Annotated in this window: 18 protein-coding genes; 9 read left to right on the top strand and 9 right to left on the bottom strand. The window is 70.7% G+C overall.

Going from position 1 to position 15,158, the window contains the following annotated elements; translation table 11 throughout:
- Positions 1-18 precede the first annotated feature (18 nt).
- Together J2S35_RS00455 and J2S35_RS00450 are read right to left on the bottom strand one after the other, a co-directional pair.
- Positions 19-768, bottom strand: a complete 750-nt coding sequence (locus J2S35_RS00455; RefSeq protein WP_309848611.1) for an ABC transporter permease — start codon at positions 766-768, stop codon at positions 19-21.
- Positions 765-1,721, bottom strand: coding sequence for an ABC transporter ATP-binding protein (locus tag J2S35_RS00450; protein ID WP_309848608.1), 957 nt, complete (start codon positions 1,719-1,721; stop codon positions 765-767). The genes J2S35_RS00455 and J2S35_RS00450 overlap by 4 nt, the downstream gene beginning before the upstream one ends.
- Before the next feature lie 117 nt (positions 1,722-1,838).
- Between J2S35_RS00450 and J2S35_RS00445 the strand changes: the two genes are divergently transcribed.
- From J2S35_RS00445 to J2S35_RS00420, 6 genes are read left to right on the top strand one after another with little or no spacing between them, the layout of a single operon-like run.
- Positions 1,839-2,561, top strand: coding sequence for a helix-turn-helix transcriptional regulator (locus J2S35_RS00445; RefSeq protein WP_309848606.1), 723 nt, complete (start codon positions 1,839-1,841; stop codon positions 2,559-2,561).
- Positions 2,561-4,021 carry a Fe-S cluster assembly protein SufB gene (gene sufB / locus J2S35_RS00440; protein ID WP_309848604.1) on the top strand — a complete coding sequence of 487 codons (1,461 nt, stop codon included), beginning with the start codon at positions 2,561-2,563 and terminating at the stop codon, positions 4,019-4,021. Before J2S35_RS00445 ends, sufB begins: the two co-directional genes overlap by 1 nt.
- Before the next feature lie 3 nt (positions 4,022-4,024).
- Positions 4,025-5,287, top strand: a complete 1,263-nt coding sequence (gene sufD / locus J2S35_RS00435) for a Fe-S cluster assembly protein SufD (RefSeq protein ID WP_309848602.1) — start codon at positions 4,025-4,027, stop codon at positions 5,285-5,287.
- 2 nt (positions 5,288-5,289) lie between these two features.
- Positions 5,290-5,619 (top strand): Rieske (2Fe-2S) protein, encoded by a 330-nt coding sequence (locus J2S35_RS00430; protein ID WP_309848600.1) that lies wholly within the window; start codon positions 5,290-5,292, stop codon positions 5,617-5,619.
- Positions 5,620-5,660: 41 nt separating this feature from the next.
- On the top strand, positions 5,661-6,422 hold the full coding sequence (sufC, locus tag J2S35_RS00425; protein WP_309848598.1) for a Fe-S cluster assembly ATPase SufC: 762 nt from the start codon (positions 5,661-5,663) through the stop codon (positions 6,420-6,422).
- A complete protein-coding gene (locus J2S35_RS00420) occupies positions 6,419-6,748 on the top strand; it encodes a metal-sulfur cluster assembly factor (RefSeq protein ID WP_309848595.1) in 330 nt (109 codons plus the stop codon). The genes sufC and J2S35_RS00420 overlap by 4 nt, the downstream gene beginning before the upstream one ends.
- A 209-nt stretch (positions 6,749-6,957) precedes the next feature.
- Here the strand turns inward: J2S35_RS00420 and ypfJ are convergent, their stop codons facing one another.
- From ypfJ to J2S35_RS00400, 4 genes are read right to left on the bottom strand one after another with little or no spacing between them, the layout of a single operon-like run.
- Positions 6,958-7,881 carry a KPN_02809 family neutral zinc metallopeptidase gene (ypfJ, locus tag J2S35_RS00415; protein WP_309848593.1) on the bottom strand — a complete coding sequence of 308 codons (924 nt, stop codon included), beginning with the start codon at positions 7,879-7,881 and terminating at the stop codon, positions 6,958-6,960.
- Positions 7,882-7,902: 21 nt separating this feature from the next.
- Entirely contained in the window at positions 7,903-8,619 is a 717-nt protein-coding gene (locus tag J2S35_RS00410; RefSeq protein WP_309848591.1) for an energy-coupling factor transporter transmembrane component T, read from the bottom strand.
- The gene (locus J2S35_RS00405) at positions 8,616-9,329 is read right to left on the bottom strand and encodes an energy-coupling factor ABC transporter ATP-binding protein (RefSeq protein WP_309848590.1); all 714 of its coding nucleotides are present in this window, start codon (positions 9,327-9,329) and stop codon (positions 8,616-8,618) included. Before J2S35_RS00405 ends, J2S35_RS00410 begins: the two co-directional genes overlap by 4 nt.
- Positions 9,326-9,970, bottom strand: a complete 645-nt coding sequence (locus J2S35_RS00400) for a biotin transporter BioY (RefSeq protein ID WP_309848587.1) — start codon at positions 9,968-9,970, stop codon at positions 9,326-9,328. The genes J2S35_RS00405 and J2S35_RS00400 overlap by 4 nt, the downstream gene beginning before the upstream one ends.
- A gap of 86 nt (positions 9,971-10,056) precedes the next feature.
- On the opposite strand from J2S35_RS00400, the gene J2S35_RS00395 reads away from it, so the two are divergent.
- Positions 10,057-11,655, top strand: a complete 1,599-nt coding sequence (locus J2S35_RS00395; RefSeq protein ID WP_309848585.1) for an ABC-F family ATP-binding cassette domain-containing protein — start codon at positions 10,057-10,059, stop codon at positions 11,653-11,655.
- A 77-nt stretch (positions 11,656-11,732) separates the two neighbouring features.
- On the opposite strand, the gene J2S35_RS00390 is transcribed toward J2S35_RS00395, so the two are convergent.
- From J2S35_RS00390 to J2S35_RS00380, 3 genes are read right to left on the bottom strand one after another with little or no spacing between them, the layout of a single operon-like run.
- Complete coding sequence (locus tag J2S35_RS00390) at positions 11,733-12,680, bottom strand: SURF1 family cytochrome oxidase biogenesis protein (RefSeq protein WP_309848583.1); 948 nt, start codon at positions 12,678-12,680, stop codon at positions 11,733-11,735.
- Positions 12,677-12,910 (bottom strand): acetone carboxylase, encoded by a 234-nt coding sequence (locus J2S35_RS00385; RefSeq protein ID WP_380083567.1) that lies wholly within the window; start codon positions 12,908-12,910, stop codon positions 12,677-12,679. Before J2S35_RS00385 ends, J2S35_RS00390 begins: the two co-directional genes overlap by 4 nt.
- Complete coding sequence (locus J2S35_RS00380) at positions 12,907-13,419, bottom strand: DUF3099 domain-containing protein (protein WP_309848580.1); 513 nt, start codon at positions 13,417-13,419, stop codon at positions 12,907-12,909. The genes J2S35_RS00385 and J2S35_RS00380 overlap by 4 nt, the downstream gene beginning before the upstream one ends.
- Before the next feature lie 90 nt (positions 13,420-13,509).
- Between J2S35_RS00380 and fabG the strand changes: the two genes are divergently transcribed.
- On the top strand, positions 13,510-14,241 hold the full coding sequence (fabG, locus tag J2S35_RS00375) for a 3-oxoacyl-ACP reductase FabG (protein ID WP_309848578.1): 732 nt from the start codon (positions 13,510-13,512) through the stop codon (positions 14,239-14,241).
- 79 nt (positions 14,242-14,320) lie between these two features.
- Positions 14,321-15,082: an SDR family oxidoreductase gene (locus tag J2S35_RS00370; protein ID WP_309848576.1), complete on the top strand. Its 762-nt coding sequence runs from the start codon at positions 14,321-14,323 to the stop codon at positions 15,080-15,082.
- Positions 15,083-15,158 lie beyond the last annotated feature (76 nt).

Genomic DNA, 15,158 nt, shown 5'->3' with positions numbered 1-15,158 from the left:
GGGTGGCAGTTCACGGGTCTAGGAGGTCCAGGAGAAGGTCTTGACGACGCCGAGGCTGCACAGCGCCCCCCACGCCACGAGGACGAGGAGCTGGAGGGGTGCCACGGCGCCGTGGAGGAGCGCCGCGCGCAGGGCGTCGGCCAGGGCGGCGGTCGGCAGAAACGGCAGGATGGCGTCGAGCGGGGACGGCATCGTCGCGGCGGGGATGAGGATGCCGCCGGCCGCCGCGAAGACGATCCACAGAAGGTTGGTCACAGCGAGCGTGGCCTCCGGCCGGATGAGGCCCGCGATGAAGAGGCCGATCGCCGTGAACGCCCACGCCCCGAGCACGAGCGCGAGCAGGGTGGGCAGCGCTGCGCCGGGAGCCGGGCGGAAGCCCATGAGCGCGGCGAGCCCGCCGAGCAGGACCACTTGGGCGGCGACGACGACGAGAACCGCCCCCAGCTTCCCCGCGAGGAGGCCCGAACGCCCGAGGGGGGTGGTAGCCGCGTGGGTGAGGACGCCGTAGCGGCGGTCGAAGCCCGTGGCGATGCCCTGCCCGGTGAACGCCGTGGAGAGCACGCCGAGCGCGAGCACCCCGGGTGCCGCCGCGCTGATCCGGGTGCCGCCGAGGCCGTCGAGCACGCTCATGTGAGTCAGGGCCACGAGAGCGAGGACGGGCATGAAGAGAATGAGGACGAGCTGCTCGCCGTTCTTGATCATGGCGAGTGTCTCCCACCGCGCCTGGGCAGCCATGCGGGCGGGGGCGGGGGCGGCGGCGCGGGTCACGCGTCCTCCTGGGCGGTCTGGAAGAAGAGGTCGGTGAGGTCGGCCTGCGTCACGCTGAGCGAGACGGGCGGCTCGCCGGGGCTCGCACCGCAGTCGGCGGCGAGCCGCACGAGGGCGGGGCTGACGTGGCCGTGGGCGTTGAAGCGGAGGGTGCGGGGCGTCGTCGTCATGGTCACCTCGAGGCCCTCTGCTGCGGCAGCTGCCCTGAGGCGTTCGACGGCGGGGGCCGCGGCGGGGGAGGCTGTGAGGCTGAGGGTGCGGGACGAGGACGAGCTCGTGAGCTCCTCGAGCGTGCCGGACCGGCGGACCCGACCCCGGGAGAGGATGTGGACGGTGTCGGAGAGTCGCTCGGCGTCGTCGAGGAGGTGGGTCGTGAGGATGATCGACGTGCCCTCGTCGCGAAGGGACTCGATGAACTCGACGACCATGGTGCGCGAGACCGGGTCGAGCCCGGCGGAGGGCTCGTCGAGCATGCAGAGCTCGGGGCGGCCGATCACCGCGGCGGCGAGGGCCACGCGCTGGCGCTGCCCGCCGGAGAGGCGCCGAATGGGGGTGTGCCGGAACTCGTCGATCCCCAGGCGCGCTTCGAGCTCCTGGGGCGCCCTCGGGTGGGCGTAGAACCGGGCGAGGTGGGGCAGAAAGTCCTTGGGGCGCGCGGCGGGCGGGAGGCCGGACTCCTGGAGCATGACGCCGACCCGGGCGCGGTCCTCGGCCGTCCGAGCCGTGACGCTGCGGCCGAGGGTCTCGGCCCGCCCCTCGGTGGGGGCGAGGAGGCCCTGGAGGACGCGAAGAAGCGTCGACTTGCCGGCACCGTTGGTTCCGAGGATCGTGGTGACGAGCCCGCGCTGGGCGGAGAGCGTGACGCCGTCGAGCGCCCGGACCCGCGAGCGGCGGGAGGCGAACTCGACGACGAGTCCCTCCGTGGCGACGGCGGGTTCAGAGTTCTGTTGCACCCAGCCAGTCTACTGCTGAGTTCGTCGCCCGCCGGGGGGCGCGAGTGCGCTCCCGGAGAACTTAGCCCCGCCTTGGTGGCGCGGACGCCCCCAATACGACATGATCAGATGGTGTATTTGGACACCGACGCAGAGACCGGAACGCGCGAGCGAGTGCTCGCCGCGGTCCTGACGCACGGCCCCGTCTCGGCCCTGGAGCTGGCGCGGATGCTGGGCCTGACGCCAGCCGCGATCCGCCGCCACCTCGACGCCCTCCAGAAGGAGGACAGCGTCGAGGTCAAGCTCGTGCGCGGCGAGGGCGGCGCTGGGCGCCCGGCGCGCCGCTTCGTCGCCTCCAAGAGAAGCCACGAGGGTCTCGACGACGACTACGCCGCCACTGCTGCCGCCGCCCTGCGGACACTCGGCGAGGTCGGGGGTGCGGAGGCCGTCCGCCGATTCGCCCGGGACCGGTTCGAGCGCATGGGGGAGAAGTACGCGCCCCGCGTCGAGGCCGCAGGCCCGGACATCGACGCGCGAGCCCAGGCCCTCGTCGAGGCGCTGACTGAGGACGGTTTCGTCGGCACGAAGCGCGATGTCGGCCTCGGGCTGCCCCCGGCGATGAAGAGTGTCCAGGTATGCCAGGGGCACTGCCCCATCCTTGAACTTGCCGCAGAGTTCCCAGAATTCTGCGCAGAAGAGACCGACGTCTTCGCCAAGCTCCTCGGCGTGGACGTCCGCCGGCTGTCAACCCTGGCGACCGGCGGGCACGTCTGCACGACCCATGTCCCCATCGGCCGCCGCCGAGACGCGGACTCGAGGCGTGAGAGCGCCGTCAACCATCAGATGAAGGAAGGTGCGTGATGACCGAGCAGATCGATCAGAGCCAGCACGCCGACACGACGATCTCGGAGATTCTCGAGAAGAACCCTGAGCTCAACGCGATCGGTGCCTATGAGTACGGCTGGTCCGACAAAAACGACGCCGGCGCCAACGCGCGCCGCGGCATCAACGAGGATGTCGTCCGCGACATCTCGGCCAAGAAGAGCGAGCCCCAGTGGATGCTGGACCTCCGCCTCAAGGGATTCAAGTACTTTGAGCGCAAGCCCATGCCGACCTGGGGCGCTGACCTCTCGGGCATCGACTTCGACAACATCAAGTACTTCGTCCGCTCCACGGAGAAGCAGGCTCAGAGCTGGGAAGACCTCCCCGCAGACATCCGCGAGACGTACGAGAAGCTGGGCATCCCCGAGGCTGAGCGCTCCCGCCTGGTCTCCGGCGTGGCCGCCCAGTACGAGTCCGAGGTTGTCTACCACCAGATCCGCGAGGACCTCGAGGCGCAGGGCGTCATCTTCATGGACACGGACACCGCGCTCCGCGAGCACCCCGAGTTCTTCGAGGAGTACTTCGGCACCGTCATCCCCGTCGGCGACAACAAGTTCGCGGCCCTGAACACGGCGACGTGGTCCGGCGGCTCGTTCGTCTACGTCCCCAAGGGCGTCCATGTCGAGATCCCCCTCCAGGCCTACTTCCGCATCAACACGGAGAACATGGGCCAGTTCGAGCGCACGCTCATCATCGCGGACGAGGACTCCTACGTTCACTACATCGAGGGCTGCACGGCCCCGATCTACTCCTCGGACTCGCTCCACTCGGCCGTCGTCGAGATCATCTGCAAGAAGGGCTCGCGCGTTCGCTACACGACCATCCAGAACTGGTCGACGAACGTCTACAACCTCGTGACGAAGCGCGCCATCTGTGAAGAGGGCGCCACCATGGAGTGGATCGACGGCAACATCGGGTCCAAGGTGACGCAGAAGTACCCCGCTGTGTACCTCACCGGCGAGCACGCCAAGGGCGAGACGCTCTCCATCGCCTTCGCCGGTGCCGGCCAGCACCAGGACACGGGTTCCAAGATGGTCCACCTCGCGCCGAACACGTCCAGCTCGATCGTCTCGAAGTCCGTCGCGCGCGGCGGCGGGCGTGCAGCCTACCGCGGTCTCGTGCAGGTGCGCGAGGGCGCGAAGAACTCGAAGAACTCTGTCGTGTGCGACGCGCTTCTCGTCGACACGATCTCCCGCTCGGACACGTACCCGTACATCGACATCCGCGAAGACGACGTGACCTTGGGCCATGAGGCCACGGTCTCGAAGGTCTCGGAGGAGCAGTTGTTCTACCTCATGAGCCGCGGGCTCGCCGAGGACGAGGCCATGGCGATGATCGTCCGAGGCTTCATCGAGCCCATCGCGCGAGAGCTCCCCATGGAGTACGCGCTCGAGCTCAACCGTCTCATTGAACTGCAAATGGAAGGGTCTGTGGGCTAGGACATGACGTCTGAGAGCAAGACTGTTGACACCGGCGAGGGCCGTGTGGCCATCGAGGGCATGGACCTCGAAGGCGAGCACCTCGCCACCGACGGGGGCGGGACCGAGCAGCACGGCGCCCGCGCCCACTCCGACGGCCGCGGCGTGACGAAGCCCGAGGGCTCGCGTGGCGAGCGCGCCACGAGCTTCGACATTGCCGACTTCCCCATTCCGGGCGGCCGCGAGGAAGAGTGGCGCTTCACCCCCGTGGAGCGCCTTGGCGCGCTCTTCGCGGCCGACGCCGAGAGCGGCCGCCTCACGCGGGACTTCGAACTGCCGGAAGGCGTGACGGAGCGGGAGATCACCGCCGACGAAATGCGGGAGATCGTCTCGATGGAACCCGCTGACCGCCTGGCGGCGGCTGCGGTGGCGAACGCCCCGTCGTCGCTCCTCGTGGATGTTCCGGCTGAAGCGGAGCTGACGGAGCCGATCCGCCTGCGTCTCACCGGCGAGGGCGGCGCGCCCGTCTTCGACCACCTCGTCATCCGCGTCGGACGCTTCGCGAAGGCGCTCGTCATCCTGGAGCACGAGGGCACAGCCGAGGTCACCTCGCTGGTCTCCGTCGTGACCGGCGACGGCTCCGACGTGCGCGTCGTCTCCGCCCAGCTCTGGGAGGACACGGCGATCCACGCCGCGCAGCACGACGCGCTCGTGGGCCGGGACGCCGTGTACAAGCACGTCGCGGTCTCCCTGGGCGGCGGGCTCGTTCGCCTCAACGCGAACGTCCGCTACGCGGGCCCGGGCGGCGACGCCTCGATGTACGGCCTGTACTTCGCGGACGCGGGCCAGCACCTCGAGCACCGCTCGTTCGTGGACCACAACGTCGAGAACTGCGCCTCGAACGTCCTCTACAAGGGCGCGCTTCAGGGCAAGGACGCTCGCACGGTGTGGGTCGGCGACGTCCTCATCCGCAAGGCGGCAGAGGGCACGGACAGCTACGAGAAGAACCAGAACCTCGTGCTGACGGACGGCGCCCGCGCCGACTCGGTGCCGAACCTGGAGATCGAGACGGGCCTCATCGAGGGCGCCGGGCACGCCTCCTCGACCGGCCGCTTTGACGACGAGCACCTGTTCTACCTCATGGCCCGCGGCATCCCGGAGAAGGAGGCGCGGCGCCTCGTCGTCCGCGGCTTCCTCAACGAGATCATCCAGAAGATCGGCGACGACTCGCTGGAAGAGCGCCTGCGCGACGCCGTCGAGGCCGAGCTCGCGGCAACGGAGATCTAGCCATGGCGATGACGCCGGCGGCCCGCCTCGACGAGATCGCGCCCGGCACGGCCCTGCGGGTCGTCGTCGGCGGGACCGCCGTCGCCCTCGCCCGAAACTCGGACGGAAGCGTGCACGCCCTCGCGGACCGCTGCTCGCACGACGACGTGAGCCTCTCCGAAGGCGACGTCGCCCGCGGACGGATCGAATGCTGGGGCCACGGCTCCGAGTTCGACCTCGAGACGGGGCGGCCCGCGCAGCTTCCAGCGACGGAGCCCGTCGCCGTCTATCCCGTCGAGATCAGAGACGACGAGGTCCTCGTGGACACGTCTCGCACTCTCAACGGCCTCTGACCTACGAGCACCACGACATTCTTCAGATAAGGACCAGCACCATGTCGACTCTTGACATCAAGGACCTGCACGTCTCGATTGAGACCGAGCAGGGCACCAAGGAGATCCTCAAGGGCGTCTCCCTGACCATCAAGACGGGCGAGACGCACGCCATCATGGGGCCCAACGGCTCCGGCAAGTCCACGCTCGCCTCCACCATCGCGGGACACCCGCGCTACGAGGTCACGAGCGGCTCCCTCACGCTCGACGGCGAGGACGTCCTCGCGATGAGCGTTGACGAGCGCGCCAAGGCGGGCCTCTTCCTCGCGATGCAGTACCCCGTCGAGGTCCCGGGCGTCACGATGACGAACTTCCTCCGAACCGCCAAGACGGCCATCGACGGCGAGGCGCCCTCGATCCGCACGTGGACGAAGGACGTCAAGGGCGCCATGGAGAAGCTGCGGATCGACCCCGCCTTCGCCACTCGCAACGTCAACGAGGGCTTCTCGGGCGGCGAGAAGAAGCGCGTCGAAATCCTCCAGCTCGAGCTCTTCAAGCCGAAGTTCGCCGTCCTCGACGAGACCGACTCCGGCCTCGACGTCGATGCCCTCAAGATCGTCTCGGAGGGCGTCAACCGCGCCCAGGCCGAGAACGAGATGGGCACGCTCCTCATCACCCACTACACGCGGATCCTGCGCTACATCAAGCCGCAGTTCGTCCACGTGTTCGTCGATGGCCGCGTCGCCGAGCAGGGCGGTCCGGAGCTCGCCGATCGCCTCGAGGACGAGGGCTACGACCGCTTCCTGCCGACGGCCTCGGCATGACGGACGCGGCCAACGCCCAGACGCCGCTTGAGGACGTCGAGGAGGCGCTCAAGGACGTCATCGACCCGGAACTCGGCGTCAACATCGTCGACCTTGGGCTGCTCTACGGCCTGAAGTACGACGAGGACGGGGCCCTCCTCATCGACATGACGCTCACGACGGCCGCGTGCCCGCTCACCGACGTCATCGAGGAGCAGACGGCCAAGGCGCTCGAGCCCATTGTGGACGAGTACCGGGTGAACTGGGTCTGGATGCCGCCGTGGGGTCCGGAGCGCATCACCGAGGACGGGCGCGACCAGATGCGCGCCCTCGGCTTCAACATTTGAGACACGGCCGGCCGCCTCTCGGGGCGGTCGGCCTGTCGACTCGGCGTCTCCGCCGTGGCACCCGGATCGGCTCTCGTCGTGCGGGCGTCCGGCCCGGCGGCGCCCTGCCCCGCTCCGGCCCTGCCGGACAGACGAAACGACGCCGGCCCCGCGCGGGGACCGGCGTCGTTCTTGTCAGGGGAGCGCCAGAGCGGCCCGAAACCGGCGCGTCAGCTGCCGGGGTTGTTGAGATCCCGCGCGGAGAAGGTGTCGCACGAGCGCATCGACTGCGCGTTGTAGCCCTGCATGAACCAGGCCTTGCGCTGGGCGGACGAGCCGTGCGTCCACGCGTCCGGGTTGACCCGCCCGGAGGCGGTGGACTGGATGTGGTCGTCGCCCACGCTCTCGGCGGCGGCCAGGGCGTCGCCGATCTGGGCCTCGGTGATGGGCTTGAGGAACGACTTGCCGGACTCGGGGTCCTTGGTCGTGGCCGCGTGGCCGGCCCAGAGCCCCGCGTAGCAGTCCGCCTGGAGCTCGGTCCGCACCGCGCCGGAGGTGGCGCCCTGCGGATCGAACTGGGACTGCTTCAAGTCGCCCATGAGGTTCTGGATGTGGTGCCCGTACTCGTGGGCCACGATGTACATCTGCGCCAGGGGGCCGGAGGAGCCGCCGAACTGGGAGGTGAACTCCTTGTAGAAGGTCGTGTCCACGTAGGCCGTCTGGTCCGTGGGGCAGTAGAACGGGCCGGTGGCCGAGGTGCCCTGACCGCAGCCGGTGTTCGTGCGCCCGCTGTACATCTGGACCTCCGGCTGGCGGAAGCGGACCCCGTTCTGCGGCAGCTCGGCCTTCCAGAACTCGTCGAGGCTCTCGACGGTGGCGATGAGGCGGCAGCCGTCGTCGGAGTTCGCGGACGTGCCGGTTGTGCACTGGGCGGACTCGGCCGCTCCTTGCGACGCCTGGACCTGGGAGGACGTGCCGGGCGAGGTCGGGTCCTCGGATCCGCCCTCGAGCACGCCGGGCCCGAAGACGAGGGCGAGGATGAGGGCCAGGATGCCGCCGCCGCCGCCGAGGACGAGGCCGCCTCGGCCCCCACCGCCTCCGCGCTGGTCGGAGACGCGGCCGGGATTGATCTGTACGTCGTCATTGAAGCTCATGAGGTCAGCGTAGCCGTGAATTCATGAGGGGCCCTCATGAGGGGTGTCGGGCGTTTCGGGCGCCTCACGGTGGGCGTCCCGCGGGAGCATGCGGGCGGTCAGGGCCTCACTGGTCGCGATGGTCGTCGCCACGGCAGTCATGGCCACGGGGGCGACGACGCTCCTCGGCCGCGGCTTGAGTCCCCGCGCCGCGTGGGCGTCCCGCACAGCGGATGCGGCGCCGCCGAGCATGGGGATCGACCGGATGACGAGGGCCACGGTGAGGGCGAAGACCTCGGGGCGGGCGCCGAGGGGGCGGAGGGGCTCCATGTCGTGCGTGATTGCCTCGACGAGGTCGCTCGTCTTGGTTGTGGCGACGAAGAGCCGTGCGAGGAGGATGACCGAGGCCACGCAGAGGGCCTGCGCGGCGGTGATGGCCCACGCAGCGGGCGAGAGGGGCTCGCCCACGAGGCGCGCCACCGCGAGCGCGAGCACGATCCACACGGACGGAGCGAGCCACGCCAGGAGCGTGCGCGCGCCGAATCCGGCCCAGGCCGCGAGGCCCACGGACCCGGCGGCCAGGGTCGTCGCGGAGGCCAGGGAGACGAGCGGGTCCGGCTGCCGCCACACGAGGGAGGCGGCGATGGCGACGAGGAAGAGGCCGAGGCCCTTGGAGCGGGGTCCGGCGGCGTGGAGGCGCCGCGCGTCGCCGTGTCGGCCCGGCTCGAAGACCCCCAGCCCGAGGTGCCTTCCCCTCATGGAACCCCGGGCCCGTCCGGGCTGCCGTCCATGGCGTCGACGCGCCGAACGTAGGCGGGGACGACCTCGCCGCCAGGCCCGTCGTCGACAATCCGCCCGTCCTCCACCGCGAGGACGCGGGGGAAGGCCGAGGCGATCTCGAGGTCGTGGGTTGCGAGGAGCACCGGGACGGCGAGGCTGTCGAGGAGCCGCATGAGGCGGCGGACGCTGAGCCGGTCGAGGAGCGTCGTGGGCTCGTCGAGGACGAGGAGGCTCGGCTCGGCCGCGAGGACGGAGGCCAGGGCCACGCGCTGCCGCTCGCCGCTGGAGAGCTCGTAGACGCTCGCCTCGGCAAGGTGCTCGGCGCCGCAGCGGGCGAGCCACGTTCGCGCGGCCTCGGCCTGGGCGCGCCCGCGCAGGCGGGGGATGGACAGGCGCACGTCCTCCAGGGGCGTGGGCAGCAGGAGCTGCGCCAAGGGGTCCGAGAAGACGAACCCCACAAGCTGCCGGGCGGCGGCCGTGTTCTCGACGACGTCCGTGCCGAGCACCGCGATCTGCCCGCGCGTGGGGGCCGTCAGGCCGTTGAGGAGGCGCAGGAGGGTGGACTTGCCGGAGCCGTTGGGGCCGATGACTGCGGTCCGGGGCGAGTCGAGGACGAGGTGCGGCACGTCGAGGAGGAGACGGTCGTCGCCTTCGACGACGACGCCCTCCATGCGGACGAGCTCGGTCATGCAGCCCGGCCCGGGCGGAGGAGCTGGCGGCGGAACGCACGCAGCACGGGGGCTGCGACGAGGGCGGCGACGACGATTTTGGCGAGGTCGAACGGCAGGAACACGGTCGTGGATGCGACGGCCTTGGCGGGGGCCATGCCGCCGAGCGTCATGAGGCCGAGTGCGCCCACGACGTGGATGAGGGCGACGCCCGCGAGGCCTGCGGCGACGAGAATGCCGATGGCGAGCGGGACGCGTCCCGCGCGCAGCGGAGCGTGGGCCTTGGTGGCGAGGAAGCCCATGAGGCCTGCGGCGAGGATGAATCCGAGAAGGTAGCCGCCCGTCGGGCCCGTCAGGACGGCGATGCCGGAGCGGAAGCCCGCGAACACGGGCAGGCCGAGCGCGCCGAGGAGGACGTACAGGGCGGTGGCCGCGAAGGCCGTGCGCCCGTCGAAGAGGAAGGCGACGAGGGCGATCGCGAGGATCTGGAACGTGAGCGGAATGCCCGGGACGAGCTGGACGGCGGGGGAGAGGACCATCGCAGCGATGAAGGCTGCGCCGACGGCGATGGCGGCGATCCGACCGGCCGGGGTGGTCAGCAGGGCCGCCCGTCCTGAACGGTGTTCAATTCTGGGCGCGGTTGCGGGCTTGGCGGAAGTCATGTGGTTCTCCTGATCGTGCGAGTTGGGGCAACCCCCTAGACTGGGTGGGTTGACCTTCTCCCTACGATACGCGAGGACTCCCTCCCATGATCACCGTTTCCGACCTCGAGCTCCGGGCCGGGGCCCGACTTCTCATGGACGAGGTGAACTTCCGGGTTGACCGGGGGGACAAGATCGGGCTCGTCGGACGCAACGGCGCGGGCAAGACGACCCTCACCAAGGTCCTCGCCGGCGAGGCGCTGCCCGCCGCGGGCACCGTGACGCGCTCAGGCGAGATCGGCTACCTCCCGCAGGACCCCCGCACCCCGGACATGGAGCAGCTGGCCCGGGACCGCATCCTCTCCGTCCGCGGCATGGACGGCGTGGCCGCCAAGATGCGCGCGGCCCAGGAGAACATGGCGAGCGACGACCCTGCCGTGGCGGCCAAAGCCATGCGCCAGTACGACGGCCTCGAGGCGAAGTTCCTGGCCCAGGGCGGCTACGCCGCAGAGTCCGAAGCCGCCGCGATCTGCAGCAACCTCGCCCTCCCGGAGCGCCTCCTCGAGCAGCCGCTCCGCACCCTCTCCGGCGGTCAGCGCCGCCGTGTCGAGCTCGCGCGCATCCTGTACTCGGACGCCGAGACCATGCTCCTCGACGAGCCCACGAACCACCTCGACGCGGACTCGATCACCTGGCTGCGCGACTTCCTCAAGGGGCACGAGGGTGGCCTCATCGTCATCTCCCACGACGTCGACCTCCTTGAGGCGACCGTCAACCGCGTCTTCCACCTCGACGCGAACCGCGCGACGATCGACATGTACAACCTCGGCTTCAAGAAGTACCTTCAGCAGCGGGAGACGGACGAGAAGGCCCGCCGACGCGAGATGCAGAACGCGCAGAAGAAGGCCTCGGCGCTCATGGCCCAGGCCGAGAAGATGCGCGCGAAGGCCACGAAGGCCGTCGCCGCCCAGAACATGATCAAGCGAGCCGAGCGCATGCTCACGGGACTCGAGGGCGAGCGCCAGCAGGACCGCGTCGCCGCGCTCCGCTTCCCGAAGCCCGCGCCCTGCGGCAAGACCCCGCTCACGGCCGAAGGGCTCTCGAAGTCCTACGGCTCACTGGAGATCTTCACGGGCGTGGACCTCGCGATCGACCGAGGCTCCCGCGTGGTCATCCTCGGCCTCAACGGCGCGGGCAAGACGACCCTCCTGCGCATGCTCGCGGGCGTCGACAAGCCGGACACGGGCGAGGTCATCGCGGGCCATGGCCTGCGGATCGGCTACTACGCGCAGGAGCACGAGACCCTCGACCACGAGCGCAGCGTCCTCGAGAACATGCGCTCCGCCGGCGGCCACCTCAACGACGCAGAGGTGCGCACCATCCTGGGGTCATTCCTCTTCCAGGGGGACGACGTCGACAAGCCCGCGGGTGTCCTCTCCGGCGGCGAGAAGACGCGCCTGGCGCTCGCCACGATCGTCGCGTCCAGCGCCAACGTCCTCCTGCTCGACGAGCCGACGAACAACCTGGACCCCGCCTCGCGCGCGGAGATCCTGGGAGCCCTCGAGTCCTACGAGGGAGCCGTCGTCATGGTGAGTCACGACGAGGGGGCCGTCGAGGCCCTCAACCCCGAACGCGTCGTCGTCCTCCCGGACGGCATCGAGGACCACTTCAACCCGGAGTACCTCGAGCTCGTCACGCTGGCTTAGTCAGGCCTGGCCCCGCCCTGGGGTGAGGGAACGCAGGCGCGGGCTGAGGCGGAGCATCCCGCCCGCCCGGAGGCCGGCTAGGTGAGTCCGAGGAGGGCGTCCTCTTCGGCCTCGTCCGTCTGGCCTCCGCGGCGACCGGCCTTCGCGGCCTTGCGCCGCTGCGCGTTCTCGCTGGCTCGCAGCACGGGGTGGCTCAGCTCGCTCGGCGCGCCGCCGGCGGCCTCGAGGTCCTGCCGGGCCTGCCACTCGCGGTCGTCGTCGACGTCCTGGGCGTGGCGGCGGGCGGCGTAGCCGAGGCCGACGAACGCCATGAGGCCGAAGGTGTACCACTGCATGGCGTAGGACAAGTGCGGGCCCTCGTCCGTCGCGGGCCGCTCGCCGGGGCGGAGGCTCTGCGCGGGGGCCGGGTCCTCCGAGACGAGCTGCCCGTAGGCGCTCTCCTCGAGCGGCAGGCCCGTCTGGGCGGCGATGAACGGCAGCTCGATGGACGCGGCCTGGCCGGCGGGGGCGCTGCGGCCGATGTGCGGCTCGCCCGGGCGCAGTCTCACCGTCACGGTGACCTCGCCGGACGGCGGGGCGGGGACCTCGTCGGGTCGGCCCTGGCCCGCGCTGCCGAGCGGGACCCAGCCCCGGTTCACGGCGATGACGTCGCCCGAGGCGGTGCGGAGCGGGACGACGATGTCGTAGCCTGCCTGGCTCGTGTTGGTGCGGTTGCGGATGACGGTCGACTTCTCCGCGAGGTACGTGCCGCTCACCCGGACCGGCAGCCACTCCTGGCTGGGGTCCAGGTCCGCGAACTGGTCGCGGGCCTCGGCGTAGGCGACGGGGCTGCGGTCGTAGTTCGCCGCGACCTTCGCGTTCGTGGCGCGGACCTCGTCGCGGCGGTGCAGCTGCCACTGGCCGAGCATCGAGCAGACGATGGCGATGAGGCACGTGAACAGGAACCAGCCGGCCCACTGCGGCGAGGCGAGGAACCTCCACCGCTCTCGGCCCTGGAGGGGCTGCGTGAGGCGCTGCTCGGTCACGGGGCCATCTCCTCCGTGGAGCGCAGGAGCTCGCGCTCGGACAGGTACGCGGACAGCCACGGCGCGTGCTCGGGGCACGCGAGCCAGACCTTCCGGCGCTCGGGCGTGTGGATCCGCGGGTTGTTCCAGAGCAGGCGCACGACGGCGGCCTGGCGGCACCCTCGGCGCGCGCAGATGGCCTCCGGCGTGGCCTCGGCCGGGCTCGAGCCGAGCATGTCGACGAGGTTCACGCCGCGTCCCCCTGCTGCGCGGGCCCGTTCGCCGCGTGCGAGCCGTGGGCTCGGGGGCCCTCGCCCGGGCCGGCGGGGGTCTGTCCGGCGCCAGCCGCGTCGTCGGACGCTCCGCGAGGCTCAGGCGCCTCCGGCTCCTGGACGATGACAACCTGGTCATCCGAGGGCTCGGTGAGGCCGTCCGGCGTCGCGGCCGGGTCCGGCGCTGTCGGGGCGGCAAGGCCGAGCCCCTCGTACTCCGCCATGGGCTCGCGGGAGGTCATCTCGGCCCCAGCGTTCGCGAGGACGACGGCGACGTAGGGGATGACCGCCATGGCCACGATGACGAGGACCATGGGCCAGCCGCGGGGGACGAAGAAGAGCATGGCCAGAAGCACGAACCGCGTGGACATGGAGATGATGTAGTTCCGGCGGCGGCGGTGGAGGTCGTCCGCATGGGAGCGCGGGGCCCGCGTGATGAGATACTCCTCCGAACCGCTGGACTCGGCTGAGCGGCGGGATCGTCTCATCGTTCCTGTCCTCCCGTGACGGTGGCTTGGCACATTGACTCCCCAGTGTCTCACGCCGTCCTGAGCGAATCCGGGATAGGCTGGGGCACCGTGAGCGATGTACAGACACAGCCAGAGCCCCGTTCCGTCCTCGTCACGGGAGGAAACCGCGGCATCGGCCTCGCGATCGCCCGGGCGTTCGCCGCCCAGGGCGACAAGGTCGCCGTGACCGTCCGCACCATGTGCGACATGCCCGACGGCATCCTCGCCGTCCAGGCAGACGTGACGGACTCCGCCTCCCTCGACGCCGCGTTCGCTGAGGTCGAGAAGGCCCACGGGCCGGTGACCGTCGTCGTCGCGAACGCCGGCATCACCAAGGACCAGCTCCTCATGCGCATGAGCGAGGACGAGTTCACGTCGGTCATCGACACGAACCTGACGGGCGCCTACCGCACGGTCAAGCGCGCGATCACGGGCATGGTTCGCAAGAAGACCGGCCGGGTCATCCTCATCAGCTCGGTCTCGGGCCTGTACGGCGCGCCGGGACAGTTCAACTACTCGGCCTCCAAGGCGGGGCTCGTGGGCATGGCCCGCTCGCTGACCCGCGAGCTCGGCAGTCGAGGCATCACGGCCAACGTCGTCGCGCCCGGGTTTATCCGCACGGAGATGACTGACGCCCTCGGCGAGGACAAGAAGAGGGAATACCTCGCCAACGTCCCGGCCAAGCGCTTCGCCGAGGCGGACGAGGTCGCCCGTGTCGTCACGTGGATCGCCGGCCCTGACGCCGCGTACATCTCCGGCGCGGTCATCCCGGTCGACGGCGGCCTGGGCATGGGCCACTGAGCACTCACACTTTCGCGGAGGGCGCCGCGCCCCGCCACGGTGAGCGGGCGGCCCCCCAGACCAGAAGGGCACTTCAGACATGACTGAGAACACCACCCCGCTTGCGGACAAGGGCGCCATCGTCACGGGCTCCTCCCGCGGCATCGGCGCCGTGACGGCGGGCATCCTCGCTCGCCAGGGCGCGGGCGTCGTCGTCAACTACCGGCAGAAGGCGCCCCGCGCTAACAAGGTCGTCGCTGGCATCGAGGCGGAGGGCGGCCGCGCCGTCGCCGTCCAGGGCGACCTCACGTCCGAGGAGGGCCGCCAGGCCATCGTCGCGGCGGCCGTCGAGGCCTTCGGTCACGTCGATGTCCTCGTCCTCAATGCCTCGGGCGGCATGGAGGCCGACATGGGGGAGGACTACGCGCTTCGACTCAACCGCGACGCCCAGGTCGCCATGCTCGACGCCGCGCTCCCGCACATGCCGTCCGGCGCCCGGGTCGTCTTCGTCACGAGCCACCAGGCGCACTTCATCGAGTCCCATCCGACCCTCGACGCCTACGAGCCCGTCGCCCGGAGCAAGAAGGCCGGAGAGAACGCGCTGCGGGACCGCCTCGGCGAGCTCGAGGCGAAGGGCATCAGCCTTGTCGTCGTCTCCGGGGACATGATCGAGGGCACCGTGACCGCCACGCTCCTCAACCGCGCGGAGCCGGGTGCCATCGAGGCCCGCCGGGAGGCTGCCGGCCGCCTGTACTCCGTCGAGGAGTTCGGCGCCGAGGTCGCGGCGATGGCCACCGCCGACGTCCCCACGGGCCACACCGAGTACGTCGGCGGCGCGGGCCACTTCGGCGTCGCCGAGTAGCCTCCGCCCTCCCCGAGGGCCAGGCGCCCCGGTCCCCGAGGCCCCAGGCCCCACCGAAGCCCACAAGGCCCCCGCA

Origin of the sequence: Falsarthrobacter nasiphocae, from assembly GCF_031456275.1 — a bacterium.
Lineage (GTDB): Bacteria > Actinomycetota > Actinomycetes > Actinomycetales > Micrococcaceae > Falsarthrobacter > Falsarthrobacter nasiphocae.
This window is presented reverse-complemented; position numbering and strand designations above follow the sequence as displayed.

Excerpts from the sequence above, each read along its gene's own strand:
- sufB (WP_309848604.1), top strand. The coding sequence starts at position 2,561 with ATGACCGAGCAGATCGATCAGAGCCAGCACGCCGACACGACGATCTCG.
- sufD (WP_309848602.1), top strand. The coding sequence starts at position 4,025 with ATGACGTCTGAGAGCAAGACTGTTGACACCGGCGAGGGCCGTGTGGCC.
- J2S35_RS00430 (WP_309848600.1), top strand. The coding sequence starts at position 5,290 with ATGGCGATGACGCCGGCGGCCCGCCTCGACGAGATCGCGCCCGGCACG.
- sufC (WP_309848598.1), top strand. The coding sequence starts at position 5,661 with ATGTCGACTCTTGACATCAAGGACCTGCACGTCTCGATTGAGACCGAG.
- J2S35_RS00420 (WP_309848595.1), top strand. The coding sequence starts at position 6,419 with ATGACGGACGCGGCCAACGCCCAGACGCCGCTTGAGGACGTCGAGGAG.
- ypfJ (WP_309848593.1), bottom strand. The coding sequence starts at position 7,881 with ATGAGCTTCAATGACGACGTACAGATCAATCCCGGCCGCGTCTCCGAC.
- J2S35_RS00410 (WP_309848591.1), bottom strand. The coding sequence starts at position 8,619 with ATGAGGGGAAGGCACCTCGGGCTGGGGGTCTTCGAGCCGGGCCGACAC.
- J2S35_RS00405 (WP_309848590.1), bottom strand. The coding sequence starts at position 9,329 with ATGACCGAGCTCGTCCGCATGGAGGGCGTCGTCGTCGAAGGCGACGAC.
- J2S35_RS00400 (WP_309848587.1), bottom strand. The coding sequence starts at position 9,970 with ATGACTTCCGCCAAGCCCGCAACCGCGCCCAGAATTGAACACCGTTCA.
- J2S35_RS00395 (WP_309848585.1), top strand. The coding sequence starts at position 10,057 with ATGATCACCGTTTCCGACCTCGAGCTCCGGGCCGGGGCCCGACTTCTC.
- J2S35_RS00380 (WP_309848580.1), bottom strand. The coding sequence starts at position 13,419 with ATGAGACGATCCCGCCGCTCAGCCGAGTCCAGCGGTTCGGAGGAGTAT.
- J2S35_RS00370 (WP_309848576.1), top strand. The coding sequence starts at position 14,321 with ATGACTGAGAACACCACCCCGCTTGCGGACAAGGGCGCCATCGTCACG.